This window comes from Microbacterium sp. NPDC058062 (assembly GCF_042885375.1).
GTDB lineage: Bacteria > Actinomycetota > Actinomycetes > Actinomycetales > Microbacteriaceae > Microbacterium > Microbacterium trichothecenolyticum_C.
In genome coordinates this window covers 489,477-513,209 of the sequence record NZ_JBHVSC010000002.1, presented here as the reverse complement: position 1 = coordinate 513,209, position 23,733 = coordinate 489,477, and the positions used below count along the sequence as shown (strand labels likewise).

Below are 23,733 nucleotides of genomic sequence, written 5' to 3'. Positions count from 1 at the left end.
AGAGGGTCGGCCATCAGTGCAGCCCAAGGTAGGACTCGAGGGTGCGCGGTGTCGCCGTGAGAGTCGGATCGAGCACGGGTTCGCCGGGGAATTCGCTTGCTTCGAAGAACCAGCGATTGGAGGCGGGCATGCCCCACAGCTGTGCGCGCCTCGGATCGCTGATGTCCCAGCGGATCGGCTCATCTTCGAGGTCGATGAACTGATAGTGCGTGGTGAACAGTTCGACCCGATGCTGATCGGGATCGCGGAGGTAGAGGAAGAGGGCGTTGGAGATGCCGTGACGCCCGGGCCCACGGTCGATCTCGTCGCCGAAGCCGAGCGCACCGGCGACGTCCGCAGCGTGCAGCAGGGCGCTGGCGTCGGGAACCGTGTAGGCGAAGTGATGCAGACGAGGACCGCGACCGTTGGTGAAGACGAGGTCGTGCGTATTGCCCTTGACCTCCATCCAGGTTCCCCAGAGTTCGTCCGTTCCATCGGTGGCGGTGAACTCGGAGATGCGCATCCCGAGCTCCGTCCAGAACTCGGTGGCCGCCTGCACGTCGTGCGTGACGACCTGGTAATGATCCAGTCGCTGCGGGGCGCCGGCGACGAACTCGTCGAAGGCCTGCATCTTGCGCGGCACCGACTCCATCGACGATGTGAGCTCGATCAGGGTGCCCACCGAGTCGCGGAATCGAAGCGTCGGACCCTGGTGGGCGACCTCCACGCGGCGGTGCTCGATCCCGCGGTCGGCGAAGTATTTCTCGGCCGCGACGATATCGTCATCGAGCCGCACACGGAGGCCGATCCGATGCGCTCGGGGTGTCGCGCTGCGCTCCAGCACGAGACTGTGATGCGCGGCCTCTTCCAGGCCCCGCAGGTAGATCGCATCCTCCGTCTCGAGGGTCACGACCAGTCCGATCACGTCGCGGTAGAAGTCGCGGCTCGCTGCAAGGTCGGTGACGCCCAGTGAGACGTGACTGGCGCGGGTGATGGCGAAGGGCGGCGCCATATTAGTGATCGGCAACATCGGCTGACTCCTCTGCGAATCTCTGTCGCAAGTGTGACCGGCGCGCTCGAGACTGGGGAGTACCGAATTTCTATCGCTCCCATAGATCAAAATTATCCCGAGGGCATCCCAGCGTGATTTCATGCATGATTGCAGCGGGCACGTCGCTCCTTCGAACCGACGGCCTTCGGAAGGAGCGTGCCGTGCACCGTCGCGTAACGATCGAGGTTCCCGGCTTCGAGCACGCCAACCCGATACCGGTGGCCAGCCGCATCGGACCGTTCGTCGCCACTGGGGTACTGACGGGCCGTGATCCTCGCACGCGGGAGATGCCGGAGACGCTCGCCGAGCAGTGCGCGAACCTCTTCACACTCGTCCGTGAGGTGGTGGCGAATGCGGGTGGATCGATCGGCGACATCCTGCGGATGACGTTCTGGGTCGCCGACTATCGAGACCGTGCGGCGCTCAATGAGGAGTGGGTGAAGATGTTCCCGCAGCCGGAGCATCGCCCGGCACGTCAGACGATCGCCGCCCAGCTCGATGGCGGATGCCGTATTCAATGCGACTTTCTCGCGGTGATCGACGGCTGAGGACTGCAGCGCTGAGGTATTACGACGAAGCGGACCGGGTCTCGCTGATGCGTCGCAGCAGGTTCTCGAGTGTCATGTTGGGCGACCTGTCCGCACGGGCGAGCACGAGCGCTCGCAGCGACGGCAGGCTCGGCTCGAGCCGCCTCACGGCGATGTCGAAGCCGCGCAAGCTGGCGCGATCGGCGTCGGGCAAGATCGACCACGCCAGCCCCGCTTCGACGAGGGGAATGCACGTCTGGATCGTGTCCACACGCCGCACCGAGCCGGGGGAGACACCGTGACGTCGGATCCCCTCCAGGACGATCTCCGGGAGGCTCGGCAGGGCCGCCGCACTTTGAGGCAGCACCAAGACGGACCCGTCAAGGGCACTCAGCGGAAGTGTGTCGCCCGCAGGAGCCCGATCCGGCGGCAGCGCGGCCACCAGGGGAATGTCGCCCCAGTCGACTATCCGCAATGACGCACTGTGCCGCTCGGCGAATCTCGGTGCATCCGCTACGAGGATCGCGGCCAGGTCCGCGGTACGCTGCTGCAGCATGTCGATGGCCGTCCACGGGGGCGGGCTGATGAGGCGAATGTCGACATCCGGACTCTCAGCGCTGTGCGCCCGCAACAGCACGGGCAGCCGGTTCCACGTGAGGGCCGGCACGACTGCCATCGTGAGTGTTCCTGCGAACCCGTCTCCGAATCTCCGGAGAACTCTGGTCGCCTCGTCCGTTTCCGCGAGCACGCGCGAGGCCACCTCCAGGAGGTAGCGCCCGGCGCTCGTCGCCTCGACACCGCGCGGCGAGCGCGTGAGAAGCGAGACGCCCACTTCGCTCTCCAGCTTCCCTACCGCCACGCTGAGAGCAGGTTGCGATAAGTGGAGCGCCGCCGCCGCTGCGGTCAGTGAACCTTCTTCGACCACCGCGCTGAAGTAGCGGAGTTGGCGCAGTTCCATTCAGCAAATCTATTCCAGACCGCGAGGGATAGCCAGGATCGATAGCGGCGTCTCAACCCGAGACCACCTCGTCGTCACTGCCGCAGTGCAGAGCTGTGCGTGAGCTTGACAGGGCGGCGTTACCATTTGCCAGGGGCGTTGGCGCGTCGCCTCGAGCGCCGCCCGCCCATCCATCCGTTCGCGAGGGCGGTCCGTGTCCCGAGGACGAGGTCATGCCCACTCAGAAGACGATCGGCGTGCTGGTCTTTCCCGGGGCGTGCCTGCTCGACCTCGCCGGTCCCCTCGAGGTCTTCGCTGAAGCAAACCGCACAGACATCCGCTACGACGTCTCGATGCTGTCCGTGGACGGCGCTGACGTCACCGCTTCGATGGGGATGCGAATTCCCGTCGATCGGTCGGCGTTCGAGTCTCGATCGTTCGACGCAGTACTGGTCGCGGGTGGAGAGATCTTTCCCGCCAGCGCGGTGAGCGGCGATCTGGCTGAGGCCGCTCGATTCCTTTCGCGACGGACCGCGCATCTCGCGGCGATCTGCACGGGCGCCTTCATCCTCGGCGCGGCAGGGTTGCTGGACGGATTGTCGGCAACGACGCATCCCGACCATGTCGCGGAACTGGCTCGACGGTACCCGACGGTCAGTGTCGACTCGGACTCGTCGTATGTGAGATCTGGTCAGGTATACACGTCGGGATGCTTCACCGCCGCGATCGACCTCGCGTTGGCGCTCTTCGCCGAGGATCACGGCGAAGCCGCAGCACGCGAGATCGCCAGGTCGCTGATCGTCTTCCAACAACGCCGCGTTCATCGTGCTCCCCCCTCGGAATTGCTGGCCGGAGTCGTGCCGAGAAGCGCCGAGCTGCGCAGGCTGACGCAGCAGATCAACGACGACCCCGTAGGCCCGCACGCATTGAGTGATCTTGCCCTTCGCGCGAACCTGAGCACCCGACAGCTGACGCGGCTCTTCCGTGCGGAACTCGATGTCACGCCGCAGAAGTACGTCGAGAGCGTCCGGTTCTCCGTGGCGCGTGCTCTCCTTCAATCCGGCCACTCCGTAGCATTCTCCGCGGCAAATGCGGGGTTCGGATCCGCGGAGGCGCTCCGCCGCTCGTTCGTGACGCACACAGGAGTGTCGCCGACGGAGTTCCTCCGTCAACACCGCCGCGGCACGGCGTCCTAATCGGAACACCACCGTTCTGGCCGCTTTTCGCACCGATCTCGCCTGATCGTCCGCCGACCGTCGCCCGTGCTCGCCCAGCACACGCACACTGCTCTGAATCTGCAAAGTTCCCTCCGGGTCGCCTCAGCGCCGACCGGAGTCCGTGATTCGAAAGGAGTTCCGCATGCGCGAAGTCGAAGGCGATGCCCCCGACACCTCCGCTCGCCTGGGGGCGCTGGGAGTCGAGCTCAATGCTCTGAACACCATCCCGGAGAGCGAACGCACCCAGAAGCCGAGCTCTCTGTTCTGGCCGTGGTTCGGCGCGAATGTCTCCGTGCTCGCTGTGAGCTATGGCTCCTACCTCCTGGGGTTCGGCGTCTCCTTCTGGCAGGCGACGATCGTCGGCGTGATCGGCGTCGTCTTCTCGTTCCTGCTGTGCGGACTCGTCGCCATAGCGGGAAAGCGTGGATCGGCACCGACGATGGTCCTCAGTCGTGCCGCATTCGGGTACAACGGCAACAAGATCGCCTCGGTACTCTCCTGGCTCCTGGCGGTCGGCTGGGAGACGGTCCTGACGTCGCTGGCCGTCCTGGCCACCGCCACGGTATTCACCCAGCTCGGTTGGGATGGGGGAGTGGGGACGAAGGTTCTGGCGCTCGTGGTGGTGGTGCTCCTGGTGCTTGTCGGTGGGATCCTCGGGTTCGACTTCATCATGAAGATGCAGAAGTGGATCACGATCATCACCGGCGCCCTGACCGCGGTATACATCGTGCTGGTGGCAGGTCACATCGATTTCGACGCCCTGGCGTCACTGCCGACCGGAACGCCTCAGGCGCTGATGGGAGGCTGCGTGTTCATCATGACCGGGTTCGGTCTCGGGTGGGTCATTTCGGCTGCCGACTTCTCCCGCTATCTGCCGCGTCAAACCCCCGCACGAAAGGTCGTCGGCTGGACGACGCTCGGCGGAGCGATCGCCCCCGCGGTGCTGCTGATCTTCGGCATCCTTCTCGCGGGGTCCTCTCCCGAGTTGAACGAGGCGATCGGCATGGACCCCATCGGCGCGCTCGCAACGCTGCTGCCCGTGTGGTTCCTCGTTCCCTTCACCGTGGTCGCCGTTCTCGGGCTGGTCGGCGGGGCGGTGCTCGGCATCTACTCGTCCGGACTGGCGCTGCTCAGTGCCGGCATCCCCATGCCGCGGTGGGCTGCCGCGGGACTCGACGGCATCATCATGACGCTCGGCGCCATCTATGTCGTCTTCGTTGCGACGAACTTCATCGGACCCTTCCAGGGCTTCCTGATCACCCTCGGAGTTCCCACGGCCGCGTGGTGCGGCATCTTCCTGGCCGACCTGATGCTGCGGAAGGAGGACTACGCGGAGGCGGATCTCTACACACCCAGGGGCCGGTACGGGTCCTTCCGCGTGGTGCCCGCGGCCGTCCTGGCGATCTCCACCATCGTCGGGTGGGGCCTTGTCACCAACTCGTTCGCGGAATGGCTGACGTGGCAGGGCTTCCTCCTCGAGCCGCTCGGACTCGGAGGGCGAGAGGGCGCGTGGGCCTACGCCAATCTCGGGGTCCTCGTCGCCCTCGCCCTTGGCTTCGTCGGCATCCTGGCGTTCGGTCGTCCTGCCATCCGACGGCAGGAAGCGCTTCCCCTCGGTGAGCCCGCCGCCGATCGTGCCCACGCTGTCGGGATTGCCAGGTGAACCACACGCGAGATCTCACGGCTGAGGTGATCGTGGACGCGACCCCGCTCTTTTCCGTCGAGCAGGCGATCTTCGGACAGTTCATCGAGCACTTCCACCGCGAAATCTACGGCGGCATCTACGACCTCGGCTCCCCTCTGTCGGATCACCAGGGCTTCCGTCGAGACGTACTCGATGCGCTGCGCGAACTCGGGGTTCCCGTCGTCCGCTGGCCAGGTGGCTCGTTCGCATCGGGATATCACTGGAAAGACGGGATCGGCCGTGACAGGGAAGCCGTCTTCGACCGCGCCTGGCGGGTTCCGGAGTCCAACAGATTCGGCACCGACGAATTCCTCCGATGGACGTCTGATCTCGGAGCCGAGGCATACATCTGCACAAATGCAGGCACCGGGTCTCTCGATGAGATGACGGATTGGGTCGAGTACTGCAATGGCTCTGCCGGCACTCGGTGGGCGGACCGGCGCGTGGCGAACGGGCGCTCGGAGCCCTACCGGGTTCCCTACTGGAGCGTCGGCAATGAGAACTACGAGGAATGGGAGTTGGGAGCGGAAGACCCGGCCGTCTGGGCGCGCAAGGTTGCCGAGATGGCCAAGGCGATCAGGCGCGTCGACCCGACGGTCACGCTGCTGGCGGCCAGCAGCGGATTCCCGACATGGACGCAACCGATGCTCGAGGTGGCCGGCAAGTACCTCGACCACATCTCCGTCCACCGCTATTGGGACGATCTCGCGGACGACAACAAGCCGGCAGACTACGTGACCTGTATGAGCAAGACACTGGAACCGGACCGGACGATGCAGCAGCTTCACTCGCTGCTCGACGTTGCCCGGATGCCGCACCTCGGAATCGTCTTCGATGAGTGGAACCTGCGCGGGTGGCATCATCCGGCGGGAAACTCCGCCGACGTCATCGCCGCTCGCGATCTCAACGACGACAACTCGACCTACACGATGGCCGACGCGGTGTTCTCGGCCTGCTTCCTGAACGCATGCGTGCGTCATGCGGATCGCGTCAAGATGGCCAACTTCGCCCCTGCGATCAACTCGCGGGGAGCGCTGTACGTTCATCCCGAAGGCGTGGTCAAGCGCACCACGTTCCATGTCTTCGCGATGCTCAGGTCGCTCTTGCCTGGCCACACTCTGCCGACCACCACGTACAGCTCCGCGATGGACGCGAACGGTTCGACGATCCCCACCGTCGACGTCGCCGGCACGCTGGACCCGGCAACCCGCCGCATCGCGCTCAGCATCGTCAACAAGTCACCGCACCAGCAGGCGGAACTGCAGATCCATGTCGACAATAGGCTGCTGAGTGGACGATGCAACGCGACGATTCTCTCCGGTGACTCCCCGGACGCGTTCAACAGCGTCGACCGCCCGCACCGCGTGGTCCCCGAGCGCACCACGCTGGAGGTCGCGGCGGGAAGAGTCACCCTTCCGCCGCACAGCGTGACGATCCTGGAAGTGCCGGCCGAACGTCCTCACCAGTCGCGACCGCCGTGGATGAGCACCACGGGCGGGGGCTGGCTTCGCATCGCGGCCGGGGCGGCCGGACCATGACCTCGCCGAATCCCGCATCGACCACCGAACCGCTGTCGTTCTGCGAGCTGCATGTTCACATCGAGGGCACACTCGAGCCGGGGATGGTGTTCGATCTCGCGCGCGGGAACGGCCTGGTGCCGCCGGCGGATTCGACGGAGGCTCTCGCAGCTCGCTACGAGTTCGACGATCTGTCCTCGTTCCTCAAGATCTACTACGAGAACATGACCGTGTTGCGTTCTGAGGAGGATTTCGCCCTCTTGGCGGGCGCTTACCTGCGCAGAGCCCGGCGTGCGGGAGTCGCACACGTCGAGATGTTCGTCGACCCTCAAGCCCATGCCGCGCGCGGCGTATCCGAGAAGACAGTGCTTCGCGGCCTGCACAGGGCGATCGAGGGGGCCCGAGAGACGCTGGGCATCTCCGCCGGCATCATCGCCTGCGTGGTCCGAGATCAGCCGATCGACACGGCGGAGCGGATGCTCGACACCGTCCTCGCGACGGATGTGCCGGTGCTCGGCCTGGGCCTGGATTCCGCCGAAGTCGGGTTCCCGCCGAAACTGTTCCAACGCGTCTTCCTGCGCGCGGCGGACGCAGGTCTGCGTCGAGTCGCTCACGCCGGCGAGGAGGGGCCTGCCTCATACGTGTGGGAGGCGATCGACGATCTCGGGGTCGAGCGCATCGACCACGGTATCCGTGCCTGGGAGGATCCGAGGCTGATCGATCGTCTGGTGGCGGACCGGATTCCGCTCACGGTATGTCCCCTCTCGAACGTCCGGCTGAAGGCCGTCAAGTCGCTCCAGCAGTTGCCCCTGCGCGCGATGCTGCATCGTGGGCTCGTCGTGACGGTCAACTCGGACGACCCGGCCTACTTCGGGGGATATCTGGACGACAACATCGCCGCCGTTCGCACGGCATTCGACCTCGACGCCGACGAGATCCGGACACTCATGCGCAACTCGATCGCCGCCTCCTTTCTGACCGACGACGAGAAGCTTCGCCTCCTGACCCAGCCGGCGTAGGACGCTGAGCGGGCGAGGGTCACTTGTCGGGAAGGCCGGGGATCCGGTCGTGTGCTGCCTCGTCGACGATGAGGTCGATCAGTCCGGGGAAGCGCCGATCGAGTTCGTCTTTTCGCAGAACGTTCTCACGCCGGTTGCCGGAGTCATGCTGATGGATCACGCCGGCCTCACGGAGCACGCGAAAGTGGCGGGTCAGCGCCGACGGCGTGAGATGCGGGTAGAAGCCCCCGCATGCCAGACCCGGCTCCGCCATCAGCCGCACGACGATCCCGACGCGCACAGGATCCGACAGCGCGCCGAGAATCGTCAGCACGTCGACGGCGTCGATGTTCGGGTGGGCGAGCGGTGAGGCAGTGCGACTGGCCATGACATCAGGTTAACGCACAGGGGCGTCATGTACGCGTATATGCGTAGATCATGTAACGTCTTCTGCGGGACTCAGCTCGGCTGAGTCACCCCCACATTCAGCGAGCGGCGATCTCGGCAGGCTCGCTCCAACTCAGAGGAGAACTCGCATGGCCCTTCGCAAGACCGCTGTCATCTTCGGCGCCGGCCCGGGGATCGGTGCCGCTGCCGCTCGCGAATTCGCGGCGCTCGGCTACAACCTCGCTCTCGTCGCCCGCACCGCCCCGAAGCTCGAATGGCTGGTCGGGCGATTCGAGGCAGAGGGGGCGACCGCGAAGGCGTTCCTCGCCGACGGTGCCGACGGGAACTCGATCGACGCCGCCGTCCGCGACATCCGCACGTGGGCTGAGGGCGACCCGGGCGTGATGCTGTTCAACGCCTACACGTCGCAACCCGCGGGCTGGACGCACGAGGTGGATCCGGCCGGCTTCTCCCGGAGCTTGATCATCAACGCGGGGGCGGCTCAGCACCTCGTCCACCGCTTCGCCCCGGCGATGCTGGCTGCGCGGGAGGGCTCGTTGCTCTTCACCAGCAACGGATTCGGCATCTGGCCGAGAGGCCGCGGCTTCGGCACCTTGAGTGCGGGGAAGGCCGCCATGCGCTCGATCGCCCTGACGCTGGCCGAAGATATCGCCGGCAGCGGCGTGCGAGTCGGGCTGCTCACCGTGAACGGACCGTCGGCCCGCGGCACAGACTACGACCCCGACGTGATCGCGAAGGAGTTCGTGAAGCTGCACGACGGCAGCGTCACCGACACCGAGATCATCTACAACGGTGCCTCCGGTCGCGGTCCCGACCCGCTCTGACTCACTCGCTCTCCTCTCGGCAAGGAGCGTCGACGGCCCGGTTCCATCGTCGATGAAGACTCGGTATCAGGGTGTACCGCAACGTAGTACGAACATGATATGTTTCGTATCTATTCCCGTACTCTTGCGCAACGCATCGTGCGGTGAAATCAGATTCTCAATGAGGAGAAGAAATGACGCACGTGTACGAACCGAACACGACGATGACGACTCGCGACGGTGTGACGCTTGTCGCGGATGTGTGGCGGCCCGCAGAGGGAACCGCGCCGACGCTTCTCATGCGCACGCCGTACAACCGGCGAAGCACGGGCATGTTAGGAAGTGCCAATACGTCGGTGCCGTCATTCATGCAATTCGTCAACGCCGGGTACGCGGTCATGATCCAGGATGCGCGGGGAACATCCGCGTCGGAAGGTCGATTCGAACCAAAGGTCAACGAAGTCGGTGATGGGCAGGACACGATCGCCTGGATCTGCGATCAGAGCTGGTCGGACGGGTCGGTCGCGATGTTCGGCGCCTCCTACATGGGAATGGTGCAATGGGCTGTCGCGGGTTCGGACACGCCTGGCCTGCGAGCGATCGTTCCGACAACCGCAGCGGCCGACTGGTACTCGAATCTCTGGTACTCGCAGGGTGGCGCGATGTCGCTGAGCCTGGACACATTCTGGAACTCGATGATGTACATGGGGGAGGAGCAGCGCGCGCTCGCCAGCGGCGCATCGCAGGATCCGTCGATGCTGATGCAGCTCGGTGGCTCGCTGCTGTATCCCGATCCGGTGAACGAGGCCACGCCCCTTGCGGAGCTCGCCGTGCACGGAAAGGGGCGCTGGTTCGACGACTGGATCGCGCACCCCGACTTCGATGAGTACTGGCGCAGCCAGGACTGGTCCACGTCCGAGCGGATGTCGCACGTGACGGTGCCGGTGCTCTCCGTCGGCGGATGGTACGACCTGAAGATCAGCGGGACCGTGGAGGGATTCCTCGGGGTTCGGCAGCACGGCGGGTCGCCGGGCGCGCGTGAGCAGTCGCGACTGGTGATCGGCCCCTGGGACCACATGAGTGTCACCGGCCGCTTCCCCGACCGGTACTTCGGGATGCTCGCTGAGGTCGACCCCTCCATCGAACACATCGCGTTTTACGACCAGCATCTGCGAGGCGTCACACCCGCCGCAGCCGCGCCACGGGTTCGGATCTTCGTGATGGGCATCGACCAGTGGCGCGACGAGGAGGACTGGCCGCTGCCGGACACGCGATACGAGGACTTCTATCTCGACAGTGCGGGGTCGGCGGCGACCAGACACGGGGACGGCAGGCTGCTGATCGCCCCGCCGACGAAGGACACGCTCGACCAGTTCACCTACGATCCGCGCGCCGCCGTCCCCACGGCGGGGGGCGCGCTGCTCCCTGCCACTCCCGGGATGATCGGACCTGTCGATCAGTCCGTCGTCGACGGTCGTGAGGACATTCTCTGCTACGTCACCGACGTCTTCGATGAGCCGATCGAGGTGACCGGGCCAGTCGAGCTGCGCGCCTTCGTCTCGTCGAGCGCCCTGGACACCGACATCACCGCCAAGCTGGTCGACGTCTACCCGGACGGTCGCGCAATCAATCTCTGCGACGGGATCCTGCGCCTGCGCTACCGCAACGGCCTCGATCGCCCGGAGCTTCTCGAGCCGGATCAGGTGTACGACGTCACGATTCGGATGGGTGTCACCTCGAACGTCTTCCTCCCCGGCCATCGGCTGCGGTTGGATGTCTCCAGCAGCAACTTCCCGCGCTTCGACCGCAACACCAACACGGGCGGCTTCATCTCGGGTGAATCGATCGAGGATGCTGTCGTGGCGACGAACCGCGTGCACCATGGACCGACCCAGCCGAGTCGACTCGTGCTTCCGTTGATCAGCAGGTGACGGCGTCATCGGGTGACGGGGAGACGAGGATCGGTTCCTTCCGGGTTACGGCCCGCTAGCGTTGGTGCGCCAGTGTGATTGCGGAAATCGACCCCGTGCAGTGACGCAGCCACTTGTACCATCATCGGTGGCGTCGGGAAGGGAACGCGAGACGTGAGCAGCATCGAGAGTCAGAAGCCCTCCCAGCGCAGGACGCGTGCGCGTCGGCGCGGCACCGGCGATCGCCGGGCCGAGCTGATCGAGCAGCTCCAGTCCATGTTCCTCGCCGAAGGCTTCAGTGCGCTCACCGTCGACGATCTGTGCGCGCGGCTTCATTGCTCGAAGACGACTCTCTATTCGGTCGCGGACAGCCGTGAGCAGATCGTTCAGGCGGTGGTGAGGCACTTCTTCGCCGAATCCGCCCAGGCGATCGAAGCCGAGCTCGGTCGCCACACTCAGCCGGCTGATCGGGTCGTGACCTACCTCTCGGGCGTCGGCACTGCGATGCGTCGCAACTCACCCGAGTTCTACGCGGACATGGTGAGCTATCAGCCCACGGCTGCGATCTATCGGCTCAACTCGGATGCCGCAGCCCGACGCGTGCGCCAACTCATCGACGAAGGGGTCGCCGCCGGAGACTTCACCCCCGGATACGCCGATTTCACTGCACACGCGGTTGCCGTGCTCATCGACGGCGTGCAGAGCGGGCGTCTTCTGGAGGCCACCGGGCTGACAGCCGGCGAAGCCTTCACCGATCTCGGCGAAATCCTGATCAACGGCCTCGCGCGCCGCGACTAACCGATCCGCGTACCGGAATCACCGGCATCAGGGTGCACGGCGAGAACCAGCTTGCCACTGGCTCGTCGCTCATCCAGAGCAGCCACGGCGTCGGCCGCATGCTGAAACGGCACGACCTCGCTGATCACGGGATACACGGCGCCTCGAGCGACGTGGGGAGCGAGGCGCTCCCACTGCTGCGGCAGAGATACCCCCGCGACCGGCATCAGCCCCTCCCACGCCACCCCGACGATCGTCGTGTTCGTCAGCAGCAGCCGGTTGACGCGAACGGTGGGGATGCTGCCCCCGGTGAATCCCAACACGAGAAGCCGTCCCTGGCGCGCGAGCGCCCGGAGAGAGTCGGTGAATCGCTCACCACCCACCGGGTCGAGCACCATATCCACACCGCGACCGTGCGTGATGCGCCGCACCTCTTCCAGGAAGTTGTACGGGGAGATCGCCTCGTCGGCCCCGACGCGTCGCGCCAATTCAGCCTTCTCGGGCGTGGAGACGACCGCGATGACGTCTGCGCCGATGATCTTTGCCTGCTGAATGAGCGCGATACCGAGGCCCCCGGCCGCGCCATGTATCAGCACTGTTTCGCCCGTCTGAAGGCTGCCTCGCTCTCCGAGCGCGAACTCGGCGCTCAGCACGTTGATCGGCATCCCCGCCGCCGTCACGAAGTCGACCTCGTCTGGAAGGGGGAGCACCCGGTCCGTCGGCGTGACCACATAGTCGGCAAAGGCCCCGCTGCCCGCAACTCCCAACACCCGGTCACCGGGGGAGAAGCCGGAGTCCACGTCGCACTCGACCACGACCCCGGCGAACTCCGAACCGATGGTGAACGGCAGGGGGACACGATATTGGTACTCACCGCGCGACTGGAGAACATCGGGATACGAGACTCCGGCTGCGTTCACCTCCACCAGCACCTCGCCCGGTGCACGCACAGGCCGAGAGACCTCTTGCACCTCAAGCAGGCGCGGTCCGCCGTGCGTCGTGTTGCGAACCGCCCGCATCCGGTGTGACATCGCGAGCATCTCCCCAGGGTTACCGCCGCTAAGCGCGAACGTTGCATCCGCGATAAACTCATTATATAGTACGATGGTATCAAAGTTCGTATCCGGATCGAAGGAGATCCATGGTTGCCACATCGCCGCATTTCGCATCGATCGCCTCGGTCTACGAGGGGGACAGCGCCAGCGCTGCGTGGATCCTCTGTGACCGGCACGACCCGTCGACGGTGGCCTACCGTGTGGTCGATGAAGACCTGCTCCGAGAGGTGACCTACGGCGAATTGCGCGAGGATTCTTCTCGGCTCGCAGCTGCCCTCAAAGACCTCGGAGTCGGGCCCGGCACGCGCGTGGCAACGCTGCTCGGAAAGGGTCCGGAGCTCATCACCACCATGGTCGCGACCTGGCGGCTCGGCGCCGTGTACGTCCCCCTGTTCACGGCATTCGCGTCACCGGCCATCGCGTACCGACTGCGAACCGCTGGAGCGGAGGTGGTGGTCACCGACGCCGCCCAACGCCCGAAACTGACCACCGACGACGGACTGCCACTCGGCGAGTGGAAGGTCGTCGTCGTGGGGGACGACGTCTTGGCATCGAGCGACATCCCCTATCGCGAACTGACCGACCGTGCGCCCTCCACGTTCGTCGAGCCGTATCCGCAAGGCCCCGACGGAGCCTTCGTCCACATCTTCACCTCGGGCACCACGGGGTCCCCGAAAGGCGTCATCCATCCGCTTCGCCACATCGCCACGTGGCACAGCTACCTCACGCATGGTCTAGGGGTCACCGCGGATGACGTCTACTGGTGCGCGGCAGATCCAGGTTGGGCGTACGGCCTCTACTCCGGGGTCGTGAGCCCGCTCGCCGCGGGGGTCGGCACCATTCTGCAGACCGGATCGTTCGAACCCCGTCGTGCCTGGTCATTGATCACACGGATGGGTGTGACCAACCTCACCGCCGCGCCGACCGTGTACCGCGCGATCCGCAATGCCTACCCCGCTGTGCCCGCGCCGACAGTGCTTCGACGCCTTTCCAGCGCGGGCGAGCCCCTTACTCCAGAGGTCAACGAGTGGGCTGAGAAGGAGCTCGCACTGATGGTGCACGACCACTTCGGGCAAACGGAGGTCGGCATGGTCTTCGCCAATCACCACCACCCTGAGTTGTCCCGTCCGATCGTCGCCGGCTCGATGGGCCACCCGCTGCCTGGATGGTCGGCTACGATCCTCGCCGAGGACGGCGACGAAGAGCTGCCGGCGGGCGAAGTCGGCCGGGTCGCGCTGGATGCATCGAGCCCCGCGATGACGTTCCGCTCCTACCAGGACCCGAGCAAGACCAGTTCTCGGTTCGCCGCCGACGGGCGCTATTACCTCCTCGGCGATCTCGGCTCGAAGGACGAGGCCGGCGCTTTCCGATTCTCGGCACGGGACGACGACGTGATCATCATGGCGGGCTATCGGATCGGCCCGTTCGAGGTGGAGTCCGTTCTCAGCACCCATCCGGCCGTGGCGGAGAGCGCGGCCGTCGCCGCGCCGGATGCCGAACGCGGTGAGGTCCTCGAAGCCTTCGTCGTGCTCCGCGACGGTTACGTGTCGGGTCCGGAGCTCGCCTCCGACATCCAGGCATTCGTCAAGCGCAACTACGCGGCGCACGCTTATCCGCGCACCGTGCACTTCGTCACGGAGCTCCCGAAGACGCCGAGTGGGAAGATCCAGCGATTCGTCCTCCGCCAGCGGCGACGCGACGAATACGACGCGGCGGCTGCCTCGTGACCTGCACCGCCCCGCTCCTCGTCGATCAGCGCGGTGACGTCCGCTGGCTCCTGCTGAACCGCCCCGACCGCCGCAACGCCCTCGACGAGCAGCTGACCGCCGCGCTCGAAGAACAGGTGGAGGACATCGAGCACGATGACCGGACGTCGGTGGTCGTCGTCGCCGGCGAAGGGCCCAGCTTCTGCGCGGGAGGAGACTTCCGCCACTTCTTGTCCCTCGCCGACGGCGACCGAGTCGTCGGGTTTCTGTCCCGACTGTCAGCCTGCCTCGCGCGAGTCGAGGCGAGCCCGAAACCGTGGGTCGGCGCTCTGCACGGACACGCCATCGCCGGCGGGTTGGAGCTCGCCCTCGTCTGCGACGTGGTCATCGCGGCCGAGGGCACGCGGATCGGGGACGGGCACGTGAACAACCATCTCCTGCCCGGAGCAGGCTCCGCGGTGCGCCTCGAGCGGGCGATCGGCAAGGGGAACGCCCGATGGATGCACCTGAGCGGCGAGTCGCTCTCGGCAGAGGAGCTCATGCCCACCGGCTGGATCCGCGAGCTGGTGCCCGCCGCGGCGCTCCGCGACCGCGCCCAGGCTCTGGCCGCTCAACTCGCCTCACGCCATTTCGGAACGCAGCAGAACATGAAGCGACTGCTCGGTGAGGTCTGGAACCTGGAGCAGGACGATGCGCTCGCTCGGGAGCTGAACGCATTCGAAGCGAACTGGACAGAGAGTGATGTTCCCAGCGCCCTGCACGGCTTCCTCGCGCGGCGCTCCGGTCGCTCCTATGAAGGTCAGCGATCATGAGAACACCGAAGAGCCCCGTGCGCGCACGCTTTGACGGCCGGACCGTCGCGATCACCGGCGCGGCGCAAGGCCTCGGTCTTGCCATGGCAGACCGCTTCGCGGCCGAAGGAGCGACTCTGGCGCTGATCGATGTGAGCGAGTCCCGCTTGACCCAAGCGGCAGAGCTCCTGCGAGAAACGCACGAAGTCGATGTGGACGTGGCCGTCGTCGATGTCACGGCGGCCGCCGAGGTGAACGCATGGATCACCGCGACCGAAGCCGCTCACGGCGGTGTGGACGTGCTGATCAACAATGCCGGCATCATCCGCGACAATCGCGTCGAGAACATTTCCGACGATGACTGGGATGCCGTCGTCGACGTCAGTCTCAAGGGTGCCTTCCTCTGCGCTCGGGCGGTCTTTCCGGGCATGCGCTCCCGCGGATACGGCAGGATCATCTCCTTCTCCTCCATGTCGTGGCGCGGCAACTTCGGCCAGGCGAACTACGTCGCCGCGAAGGCGGGCATCGTCGGACTCACCCGGGCCCTCGCCCTCGAAGGGGCGACGTCGGGCATCACGGCGAACGCCATCGCGCCCGGACTGATCGAGACGCCGATGCTCGCCTCGATGAACGACGCGGCGCGCGACCTGCTCACCCGCAAGGTGCCCATGCGGCACACCGGCGACCCGGCCGACATCGCCGAGGGCGCTGCCTTCCTCGCGTCCGAAGCCGCCGGCTACATCACCGGGGTGGTACTGGACATCGACGGCGGAATCTCCATCGGGTCGTCCATTCGCTGAGACGCTGGCAGCACCGTCCCGCGACGGTTCCGTGGACGATATTCGGGTCATCGCCTTGATCCCCCGATCGGCCGAGGCGAAGCGAGCCGCGTGGAACGCGCACTCAGTGCACCCACGCGTCGCCGGATCTACCCGACGCTAGGCCAGTACGCGGTTTCGGTGATCCTTCGGAACCTCGCCCGCACGTCCCAGCGCCGGCAAGACGGACCGTTGACCTGTTGCCGACCACGCCAAAGTCGCGATGTCAGCGTGCGACGCGGTCGTTCGCGGGCGTCGGATGCTTACGTTCCTAGAACGGGTGCTACGGCACGCGCGGCCGGTATTCGGCTGATCAGCTGTGGGTTCACGCCACGTGAAGTCGCGGAGGCAGCCGAGTTCGGCATCTGCAAGCTCTTCCCCGCGCACGTCGGCGGAATGGAGTACCTCAAGACACTCAGGGCGATCCTTCCCCACGCACGGATCATGCCCACCGGCGGCGTCGGCGTCGGCGACGTCGCCTCATGGCTCCGTGCAGGGGCCGCCGCGGTCGGGGTTGGAAGCGATCTCACCGCTCACCCCGATCTTGACCTGGCGATCTCCATGCTTCGGACACAGGTCGCTGAAGGGCGTGGAGCGTGACCCGCGTGCTGGCAGTGGGGGAGTGCCTCATTGGACTCACCCGGAACTCTCCATCGACGGCCCACCTCGCGTTCGCCGGCGGCACGTGCAACACGGCGGTCTACCTCGCGCGCCTCTCACGTCGCGCCGTCGAGGTGCGGTATCTCACGGCGACGGGAGACGATCAGCTCAGCGGCGAGTTGCTCGGCTTCCTGGACGCGGAAGGGGTGACGGCAGATGTCAAGAGGGTCCCTGGCGCATCTCCGTCGCTCTATGTCGTGTCAACGGAAGCCGTTGCCCCTCAGCTGCTTGCCTGTCGCGGTCATAAACAGGTACTCGCTCGGTTGGCGTTCACCGGCGTGACGCCGAGCGATCTCGTTCGCCCGTGCAGTTAGGGACACCGTTCATGACTTCCTGGTCTTGGTGCCCTTCTCCGCGTACCCATCCGAGTGGGCGCGATTGATCCGAAGTCCCGGGTAGGGAAGATCTTGCAGGTCGTGCACGCGCGCGGCGCGTAGCTCGGGCCACCGCAGGCGGTGAGGCTGATGAACTCGCTGACTTCGGCCATCTTCGGGTTCAATTCGCGCTGAGCGGCGAGTATCTGCGCAAGCTGCTCATCGGGGGTGGGTCGAGCTCGTCATCGGAATCTTGATGCTGCTCTCGCGCGGGCATCGGCACGCCACGCACGGGGTTCTTCGAGCGCAAGCGCTCGCGGACCGTGTACTGGAAGAGCGCGCTCAGTGTCGTGCGAGCCCTCAATACTGTCAGTTGTGCGCCTTCGTTCTCAGCTCTGAGGTCAGGTGGTCCAGGTCTTCACTGACCGACCCTAGGCGCGTGCGGTACGTCACTGTCAGTTTCTGCCACTGTGTCGTACGGTAGGTTGCGTGAGCACTCCGGCCGAGCCAGACCTGCAGTTTTCACGCCTCCGTGTCTCAGACCGATGCTGCGAACTATTCGTCTCACGCGGTTCTGTAGATGTGACGATTGCAGAGCTTGCGGCGGCAGCCGATATCTCCCAGCGCACTTTTCATCGCTACTTCCCGTTCAAGGCTGAATCTGTTGGCCCCACGTTCGATGCAATGATCCGACGATCCAACAATGTCATCGCCGAGGCTGACGAAGACCGGCCACTAGCGGCGGTACTGCGGGAAGCGTTCAGTGCCAGCCTCCTCGACGCAGCCACCGACCGCACGCGGAGGCTGTTCCCGCTGGTATTCGGCGATCGCGAAATGTGGGCAGTCTTCCTCCGCAAGCTCCATGATGGGGAGCGATCCGTGGCGCCGATTCTCGCTCCGCGGCTCCGCGCTCCGGAAGACTCTTTGTCTGCTCGCGCCGCTGCCGCCGCTGTCGCCAGCGCTATTCGCATCGCACTCGAGGTAATGGTCACCACCGGCGCGGACCCGGCCACGACTTACGCCGAACTCCTCGACGAATTCACTCCATCAGTGTTGCAACGGCGATGACGAACTCGCGGGTCGCCCTCGAGGCGGCACCGATCCAGCCGCGCCCTAGCGCCCGCCGGGCGCGAGACGACAGCGAGACGACCGGCATGTCGCCGGCTCAACGAAAGAAGGACAGTCATTATGAAAGCAGCACGACTGAACGAAGCCGGCGCGGATTTCGTCATTGAGGAGCGCCCGGTACCCGTCCCGGGGCCAGGGCAGGTTCTCATCCGCGTCGCCGGTGCGGGGGTGTGCCACTCGGATCTGCATATCAAGACGGGGGAGCAGCAGGGGGTGGCGCTCCCGCACACCCTCGGGCACGAGAACGCCGGCTGGATCGAAGCGTTCGGACCCGGTGCCGAAGGACAAGGCTTCGAGGTCGGTGACGCGGTCGTCGTGTTCGGCGGCTGGGGCTGCGGACACTGCCGGTTCTGCCTCGGCGGCAAAGAGCAGCTGTGCAACATCTTCCTTTGGGGCGGCATGGGACCCGAGGGCGGATACGCCGAATATCTGGTCGTGCCATCCGTGCGTGAACTGCTCAGCGCGGGCGGGCTGGACCCGGTCACCGCGGCACCCCTGACTGACGCGGCCCTCACCCCGTACTCGGCGGTGAAGAAGACGCTGCCGTATCTGGTCCCCGGGGCCACCGCCATCCTGATCGGCGCCGGCGGGCTCGGGCAGTACGGAGTCCAGTTTCTGAAGCTTCTCTCTCCGGCGACGGTGATCGTTGTCGACACCGACGAGCAGAAACGTGAGCATGCCCGCGACCTCGGCGCCGACGTCACCATCGACCCCAGAGACCCCGACGCGGCAGAACAGATCAAAGCGGTCACCGGCGAGGATGGTGCGGCCGCCGTGATCGACTTCGTCGGCATCGACGCGACAATGGCGCTCGGCACCGGTGCTGTCGGGCGCGGCGGCCTGTTCGTGCTCGTGGGGCTCGCCGGCGGCAGCTTCCCGTTCTCGTTCTTCTCCATGCCCAGTGACGCCGCGATGATGACCAGCAACTGGGGTACCCGCAACGAACTCGAAGAAGTGCTCGCTCTGGCCCGTTCCGGTCGCCTGATCTCCACGATCGAGCAGCACCCCCTCGCCGACATCAACGAGGTATTCAACCGACTCGCCACCGGGCAGATCCCCGGACGAGCAGTCCTCGTACCCTGAGCCAGGCGGAGCCGACCGGCGGCAGGCGACCGGCGGCAGGCGACGCGTGGGACGGTTCGACCCCTCCATCGAGCGTCTTGCGCCGATGAGGTGCCGGCACAGCGGTATGTGCCGTCACCTTGTCGCGCCCGTGTCGGCGTGCGCGTCGCCTGTTCGCGCCCGTGCGGGTGTACGCGTCGGCTGTTCGCGCCGTTGATTGACGCGCTGGTCGGTGATCACGTGATGCCGGCTAGGTTCCGTCGTGTCTGATCTGTCTGGTCAGCCTAAATTCACCGGCACAGCACCAAGAATCCGAACTTGTAATCGCGAGGACGCAATGACGTCGTGCATGCGGGAGCAGGAGTCGAGAAGGCTCCCGTTCGTTGCACAGCCTACGCAAGTATCGGGAAGCCGCCGGCTGGTGTTGACGGAAATGCCGTGCTGTCCAAGGATCTTCGCCATGTACCACATGATGTGGAGCACAGCGATCTTGCTGGCTTTGTAGCGGAGGTAAACGACCCGCGCCTCCTTGGCGGCAACCGAGGCAAGCAGGAGGATGGCCCCGCCGTTCCCGCGGCGACCGCCGCCGCATCATGAATCTGTATTTAGAAACAAAAGTTTACCTGTGCGCAAGAATGAATCGCCACTTGAGCAATGTGACGATGCATGCCGCAGGCGAAGAACGCGCCGGCGAGACGCCCCACGGGCGGTCCACGCCGAGGCTACGAGCGAAGGGGCTCCGCTTGTCCTTCGGGGGGACGCAGGCGTTGCGCGACGTCGACCCCACCGCGGCGGTCGGCGAGACCGTCGCCGTCATCGGGCCGAACGGCGCCGGCAAGACGGCATTCAACGGCGTCGACCGCCCGCACCGCGTGGTCCCCGAGCGCGCCACGCTGGAGGTCGCGGCGGGAAAAGTCACCCTTCGACTGACTCTCCCACTTACGTTCCTGTAAAGATAAGGAAATCTTAAGTCCATCCACGGCCAGAACACCCCTGAATCATTTCGTAACGTCGGAGCGCGGGATGACGAAAGGGAGCACAGCGGATGAGCGTGACGGCTCGGGGGCGGGAGTGCTAGCGGGGGACGCTCGCGCTCCGTCGACGAGCCGTGCCGCCTTCTTCGTGTCGGACAGCACGGGGATCACCGCGGAGACTCTCGGCAGCGCACTCCTGGCGAACTTCCCGGGCCTCCCGTTCATGCGGCACACGATTCCCTTCGTCGATTCCGTGAGTGGCGCCCGTGCTGTGGGCGGCGAGATCTAGCGAGCGATTCAGTCCGGCTTGCGGCCGGTCGTCTTCACAACTGTCAAATCGGCGGAGATCCTCGACGCGCTGCAGGTGCCTGGAGCGGTCGTAGTCGATCTGCTGAGCGGGCACCTCACGGAGTTGGAGGCGGCGTTCGGGACGAGTCGTTCCGAACAGCTCGGGCAGTATCACGGCGTCGGTGACATCGAGCGCTACTTCGCGCGGATGCGTGCGGTCGAGTACGCGATCGAGCACGACGACGGCCAGAGTGGGCGCGCTCTGGACATCGCCGACGTGATCATCATCGCCCCGTCCCGGTGCGGGAAGACGCCGACGACTATGTATCTCGCCCTGCAGTATGGGCTCCTCGTGGCCAACTATCCGCTGACGGACGACGACTTCCCGACGGATGATCTGCCGCGGACCGTGCAGCGGTTCGAGGCGAAGTGCTTCGGGCTGACGACGACGCCACTGCGGCTGAGTCAGGTCCGCCACGAGCGGCGTCCCAACTCGGTGTACTCGAGCCTTGCCCAGTGCACGCTCGAGCTGCGCCGGGCCGAGGACCTGTATCGACGCAACCGCGTCCCGTTCCTGAACTCGTCCACGAAGTCGGTCGAGGAGATGTCGGCCGTCATCATGCAGTCGATGCACCTCCGCAGCTGAACCGACCAAACCTTCACCACGAAACGATCGCCGATCAGGAGCCCCTCATGACGAACATCCTTTGGTACAACGAGGTCGGCATGGCCGACGTCGCGCAGGTCGGCGGCAAGAACGCCTCGCTCGGTGAGATGGTGTCGAACCTGTCGGATGCCGGCGTCCGCGTGCCGGGCGGGTTCGCGACGACCGCGGATGCCTACCGCGCCTTCCTATCGGCGGACGGCCTGTACGACCGCATCCGGCGCACGGTCGAAGCGTTGGACGTTGCCGACGTCGCCGAGCTCGCTCGTGTCGGCGCCACCGTGCGGGAGTGGATCCTGGCGCAGCCGTTTCCGGCCGACTTCGAGGATGACGTCCGTAGAGCTTATGCCCGCCAGGTCGCCGGCGACCCGGAGCCCGAGTTCGTGTCGTGGGCCGTGCGCTCCAGCGCGACGGCCGAGGATTTGCCGGACGCATCGTTCGCCGGCCAGCAGGAGACGTTCCTGAACATCAGCGGGATCCAGAACATCCTGCTCGCGATCCGGCACGTGTTCGCCTCGCTTTACAACGACCGGGCGATCGCCTACCGGGTGCACCATGGGTTCGACCACCACGAGGTCGCTCTGTCGGCGGGGGTTCAGCGCATGGTCCGGTCCGACATCGGCGCATCGGGGGTTCTCTTCACCGTCGACACCGAGTCCGGTTTCGACCAGGCGGTGTTCATCACGAGCTCGTACGGGCTCGGCGAGGCTGTCGTGCAGGGCGCCGTCATCCCTGACGAGTTCTACGTCTCCAAGCCCGCGCTGCGGGCAGGTCGCCCGGCGATCCTGAAGCGGTCGGTCGGAGAGAAGGCCATGAAGATGGTCTACGCGCACGGACGTCACGTCGGTGGAAGCACTGTATTCACGGATGTCGCGGAGGCGGATCGTGCCCGGTTCAGCATCACCGAGGCAGAGGTGGAGGAGCTCGCCCGGCAGGCACTGATAATCGAGGAGCACTACGGCCGTCCGATGGACGTCGAATGGGGCAAAGAGGGCGTCGACGGGGAGCTGTACATCCTGCAGGCGCGCCCCGAGACAGTGGTCTCGCGGGTCGACGGGAATGTGATGCGCCGCTTCGTGCTCGAAGAATCCGGCATTCCAGTCGCGGATGGGCGGGCGATCGGCCAGAAGATCGGGGCAGGTCCGGTGCGAGTGATGAAGTTCATCGATCAGATGGATCAGTTCCGCGAGCGCGATGTTCTCGTGGCCGACATGACCGACCCCGATTGGGAGCCGATCGTGAAGCTTGCGTCGGCGATCGTGACCAACCGTGGCGGCCGCACATGTCACGCTGCGATCATCGCGCGGGAACTCGGCATCCCCGGGGTCGTCGGCGCCGGCGACGCGACGCGCGTGCTGACCGACGGACAGCCCGTCACCGTGTCTTGCGCTGAGGGGGACACCGGTTTCGTCTACCCGGGTATCCTGAAGTTCAGCGAGATCGTGACGGAACTTGATGCGATGCCTGAGAGCCCCGTGAAGATCATGCTCAATGTGGGTACACCCGATCAGGCGTTCTCCTTCTCGAAGCTCCCCAACCGTGGCGTCGGACTGGCTCGACTCGAGTTCGTCATCAACCGGCAGATCGGCATCCACCCCCGCGCACTCCTCGAGATCGACACGCTCTCGACGCCGCTCCGCGACGAGATCACCGAACGAATCAATGCCTACGCATCGCCGCGGGACTGCTTCGTCAAGCGCGTCGCGGAGGGCGTGTCGATGCTCGGTGCGGCGTTCGCGCCGGAGCCTGTGATCGTGAGGCTGTCCGACTTCAAGTCCAACGAGTACGCCAACCTGCTCGGCGGCGAGCTGTATGAGCCACGCGAAGAGAACCCGATGATCGGCTACCGCGGGGCGTCCCGGTACATCTCGGAGGACTTCCGCGCCTGCTTCGACATGGAATGCGAAGCACTCCGCTTCGTCCGCGACGAGATGGGGCTGACGAACATCGCCATCATGGTCCCCTTCGTCCGCACCCTCGGCGAAGCGGCCGCCGTCATCGACCTGCTCGCCGAGAACGGGCTTCGCCGTGGCGAGAACGGATTGCGTGTGATCATGATGGGCGAACTGCCCTCCAACGCGGTCCTCGCCGATGAGTTCCTCGAGTACTTCGACGGATTCTCCATCGGATCCAACGACATGACTCAGCTCACCCTCGGACTGGACCGTGACTCGGCCCTCGTGGCCGCCACGTTCGACGAGCGCGACCCCGCTGTGCTGCGGATGCTCACGATGGCGATCGATGCCTGCGCTCGCGCGGGGAAGTACGTGGGCATCTGTGGGCAGGGCCCCAGCGACCACCCCGACCTCGCGGACTGGCTCGTCGGACAGGGCATCGAATCCATGTCGCTCAACCCGGACACGGTCGTAGAAACCTGGCTCCGCCTTTCGAAGCGGCAGCCTGCCAACGCGTGACGGAATGGACGCAGCAATGTCCTGACCAGTCGTCGCATCTCAGGCCAACCG

General features: G+C 65.7%; 21 protein-coding genes and 2 pseudogenes. 18 read left to right on the top strand and 5 right to left on the bottom strand.

The annotated features are described in order from the left end of the window. Positions 1–13 precede the first annotated feature (13 nt). Positions 14–1,009, bottom strand: a complete 996-nt coding sequence (gene hpaD / locus ACFVSU_RS07175; RefSeq protein ID WP_387140095.1) for a 3,4-dihydroxyphenylacetate 2,3-dioxygenase — start codon at positions 1,007–1,009, stop codon at positions 14–16. 239 nt (positions 1,010–1,248) lie between these two features. On the opposite strand from hpaD, the gene ACFVSU_RS07170 reads away from it, so the two are divergent. Then, on the top strand, positions 1,249–1,578 hold the full coding sequence (locus tag ACFVSU_RS07170; protein ID WP_387140092.1) for a RidA family protein: 330 nt from the start codon (positions 1,249–1,251) through the stop codon (positions 1,576–1,578). Between the two features lie 19 nt (positions 1,579–1,597). Here the strand turns inward: ACFVSU_RS07170 and ACFVSU_RS07165 are convergent, their stop codons facing one another. Then, the gene (locus tag ACFVSU_RS07165) at positions 1,598–2,515 is read right to left on the bottom strand and encodes a LysR family transcriptional regulator (RefSeq protein ID WP_387140089.1); all 918 of its coding nucleotides are present in this window, start codon (positions 2,513–2,515) and stop codon (positions 1,598–1,600) included. 212 nt (positions 2,516–2,727) lie between these two features. Here ACFVSU_RS07165 and ACFVSU_RS07160 point away from each other — a divergent pair, with 212 nt between their 5' ends. The 4 genes from ACFVSU_RS07160 to ACFVSU_RS07145 all read left to right on the top strand — a co-directional run bounded on the left by ACFVSU_RS07160 (position 2,728) and on the right by ACFVSU_RS07145 (position 7,931). Beyond that, positions 2,728–3,690, top strand: a complete 963-nt coding sequence (locus tag ACFVSU_RS07160; protein WP_387140087.1) for a GlxA family transcriptional regulator — start codon at positions 2,728–2,730, stop codon at positions 3,688–3,690. Between the two features lie 163 nt (positions 3,691–3,853). Continuing rightward, positions 3,854–5,374 carry a purine-cytosine permease family protein gene (locus ACFVSU_RS07155; RefSeq protein WP_387140084.1) on the top strand — a complete coding sequence of 507 codons (1,521 nt, stop codon included), beginning with the start codon at positions 3,854–3,856 and terminating at the stop codon, positions 5,372–5,374. Then, on the top strand, positions 5,371–6,933 hold the full coding sequence (locus ACFVSU_RS07150; RefSeq protein WP_387140081.1) for an alpha-L-arabinofuranosidase C-terminal domain-containing protein: 1,563 nt from the start codon (positions 5,371–5,373) through the stop codon (positions 6,931–6,933). The genes ACFVSU_RS07155 and ACFVSU_RS07150 overlap by 4 nt, the downstream gene beginning before the upstream one ends. Continuing rightward, complete coding sequence (locus tag ACFVSU_RS07145) at positions 6,930–7,931, top strand: adenosine deaminase (RefSeq protein WP_387140078.1); 1,002 nt, start codon at positions 6,930–6,932, stop codon at positions 7,929–7,931. Before ACFVSU_RS07150 ends, ACFVSU_RS07145 begins: the two co-directional genes overlap by 4 nt. A gap of 19 nt (positions 7,932–7,950) precedes the next feature. On the opposite strand, the gene ACFVSU_RS07140 is transcribed toward ACFVSU_RS07145, so the two are convergent. Beyond that, positions 7,951–8,298 carry an ArsR/SmtB family transcription factor gene (locus ACFVSU_RS07140; RefSeq protein WP_387140075.1) on the bottom strand — a complete coding sequence of 116 codons (348 nt, stop codon included), beginning with the start codon at positions 8,296–8,298 and terminating at the stop codon, positions 7,951–7,953. Positions 8,299–8,446: 148 nt separating this feature from the next. Between ACFVSU_RS07140 and ACFVSU_RS07135 the strand changes: the two genes are divergently transcribed. The 3 genes from ACFVSU_RS07135 to ACFVSU_RS07125 all read left to right on the top strand — a co-directional run bounded on the left by ACFVSU_RS07135 (position 8,447) and on the right by ACFVSU_RS07125 (position 11,829). Further along, entirely contained in the window at positions 8,447–9,142 is a 696-nt protein-coding gene (locus ACFVSU_RS07135) for an SDR family NAD(P)-dependent oxidoreductase (protein ID WP_387140072.1), read from the top strand. Positions 9,143–9,315: 173 nt separating this feature from the next. Next, a complete protein-coding gene (locus ACFVSU_RS07130) occupies positions 9,316–11,052 on the top strand; it encodes a CocE/NonD family hydrolase (protein WP_387140070.1) in 1,737 nt (578 codons plus the stop codon). Positions 11,053–11,205: 153 nt separating this feature from the next. Further along, positions 11,206–11,829, top strand: a complete 624-nt coding sequence (locus ACFVSU_RS07125) for a TetR/AcrR family transcriptional regulator (RefSeq protein WP_387140067.1) — start codon at positions 11,206–11,208, stop codon at positions 11,827–11,829. Here the strand turns inward: ACFVSU_RS07125 and ACFVSU_RS07120 are convergent. Continuing rightward, positions 11,826–12,977 carry an NADPH:quinone oxidoreductase family protein gene (locus ACFVSU_RS07120; protein WP_387140064.1) on the bottom strand — a complete coding sequence of 384 codons (1,152 nt, stop codon included), beginning with the start codon at positions 12,975–12,977 and terminating at the stop codon, positions 11,826–11,828. The genes ACFVSU_RS07125 and ACFVSU_RS07120 overlap by 4 nt on opposite strands. Here ACFVSU_RS07120 and ACFVSU_RS07115 point away from each other — a divergent pair. The 7 genes from ACFVSU_RS07115 to ACFVSU_RS07085 all read left to right on the top strand — a co-directional run bounded on the left by ACFVSU_RS07115 (position 12,950) and on the right by ACFVSU_RS07085 (position 19,363). After that, positions 12,950–14,590 carry an AMP-binding protein gene (locus tag ACFVSU_RS07115; RefSeq protein ID WP_387140061.1) on the top strand — a complete coding sequence of 547 codons (1,641 nt, stop codon included), beginning with the start codon at positions 12,950–12,952 and terminating at the stop codon, positions 14,588–14,590. The genes ACFVSU_RS07120 and ACFVSU_RS07115 overlap by 28 nt on opposite strands. After that, positions 14,587–15,381: an enoyl-CoA hydratase/isomerase family protein gene (locus ACFVSU_RS07110; RefSeq protein ID WP_387140058.1), complete on the top strand. Its 795-nt coding sequence runs from the start codon at positions 14,587–14,589 to the stop codon at positions 15,379–15,381. Before ACFVSU_RS07115 ends, ACFVSU_RS07110 begins: the two co-directional genes overlap by 4 nt. Further along, the gene (locus ACFVSU_RS07105; protein ID WP_387140055.1) at positions 15,378–16,160 is read left to right on the top strand and encodes an SDR family oxidoreductase; all 783 of its coding nucleotides are present in this window, start codon (positions 15,378–15,380) and stop codon (positions 16,158–16,160) included. The genes ACFVSU_RS07110 and ACFVSU_RS07105 overlap by 4 nt, the downstream gene beginning before the upstream one ends. Before the next feature lie 90 nt (positions 16,161–16,250). Then, positions 16,251–16,778, top strand: a complete 528-nt coding sequence (locus tag ACFVSU_RS07100) for a hypothetical protein (RefSeq protein ID WP_387140052.1) — start codon at positions 16,251–16,253, stop codon at positions 16,776–16,778. Beyond that, positions 16,775–17,152: a PfkB family carbohydrate kinase gene (locus ACFVSU_RS07095; RefSeq protein WP_387140048.1), complete on the top strand. Its 378-nt coding sequence runs from the start codon at positions 16,775–16,777 to the stop codon at positions 17,150–17,152. The genes ACFVSU_RS07100 and ACFVSU_RS07095 overlap by 4 nt, the downstream gene beginning before the upstream one ends. Before the next feature lie 489 nt (positions 17,153–17,641). Next, positions 17,642–18,220, top strand: coding sequence for a TetR family transcriptional regulator (locus ACFVSU_RS07090; RefSeq protein WP_387140045.1), 579 nt, complete (start codon positions 17,642–17,644; stop codon positions 18,218–18,220). Between the two features lie 120 nt (positions 18,221–18,340). After that, entirely contained in the window at positions 18,341–19,363 is a 1,023-nt protein-coding gene (locus ACFVSU_RS07085; protein WP_387140042.1) for an NAD(P)-dependent alcohol dehydrogenase, read from the top strand. A 258-nt stretch (positions 19,364–19,621) separates the two neighbouring features. Here the strand turns inward: ACFVSU_RS07085 and ACFVSU_RS07080 are convergent. Continuing rightward, a pseudogene (locus ACFVSU_RS07080) lies at positions 19,622–19,903 on the bottom strand (hypothetical protein); the annotation flags it as partial. A gap of 182 nt (positions 19,904–20,085) precedes the next feature. On the opposite strand from ACFVSU_RS07080, the gene ACFVSU_RS07075 reads away from it, so the two are divergent. From ACFVSU_RS07075 to ppsA, 3 genes and pseudogenes are all read left to right on the top strand, one after another. After that, complete coding sequence (locus ACFVSU_RS07075; RefSeq protein WP_387140040.1) at positions 20,086–20,295, top strand: hypothetical protein; 210 nt, start codon at positions 20,086–20,088, stop codon at positions 20,293–20,295. Positions 20,296–20,365: 70 nt separating this feature from the next. After that, positions 20,366–21,250: pseudogene (locus tag ACFVSU_RS07070) on the top strand (pyruvate, water dikinase regulatory protein). 47 nt (positions 21,251–21,297) lie between these two features. Further along, positions 21,298–23,682 (top strand): phosphoenolpyruvate synthase, encoded by a 2,385-nt coding sequence (gene ppsA / locus ACFVSU_RS07065; RefSeq protein ID WP_387140037.1) that lies wholly within the window; start codon positions 21,298–21,300, stop codon positions 23,680–23,682. The last annotated feature ends 51 nt before the right edge of the window (positions 23,683–23,733 follow it).